The organism is Cobetia sp. SIMBA_158, from assembly GCF_046566945.1.
In the GTDB taxonomy this organism is placed as follows: domain Bacteria; phylum Pseudomonadota; class Gammaproteobacteria; order Pseudomonadales; family Halomonadaceae; genus Cobetia; species Cobetia amphilecti.
In genome coordinates, this window is the sequence record NZ_JAWJYL010000782.1 from 1 (window position 1) to 251 (window position 251).

At 27.5% G+C, this 251-nt stretch carries 1 protein-coding gene; it reads left to right on the top strand.

Going from position 1 to position 251, the window contains the following annotated elements; all coding sequences use genetic code 11:
- The coding region (locus R2R70_RS21945; protein ID WP_410979188.1) for a DUF1385 domain-containing protein at window positions 1-251 on the top strand (251 nt) is incomplete at both ends.

Here is a 251-nt window from a genome sequence, read left to right on the forward strand (position 1 = left end):
AGGATAAGGCTGAAGATGTTGAAATGGGACTTACAGTCCTATTTTCCATAGGATTGTCTATATTAATATTTATGATTTTACCTAGTTTCATATCTAATTTCTTTAAAAACAGGGTAGATAGTCCTATAATTTTGAATCTTATTGAAGGTTTGTTTAGGGTAATTATATTTTTTATATATGTAATATGGATTTCAAAACTAGAGGATATTAAAAGAGTATTTCAGTACCATGGTGCAGAGCATAAATCTATT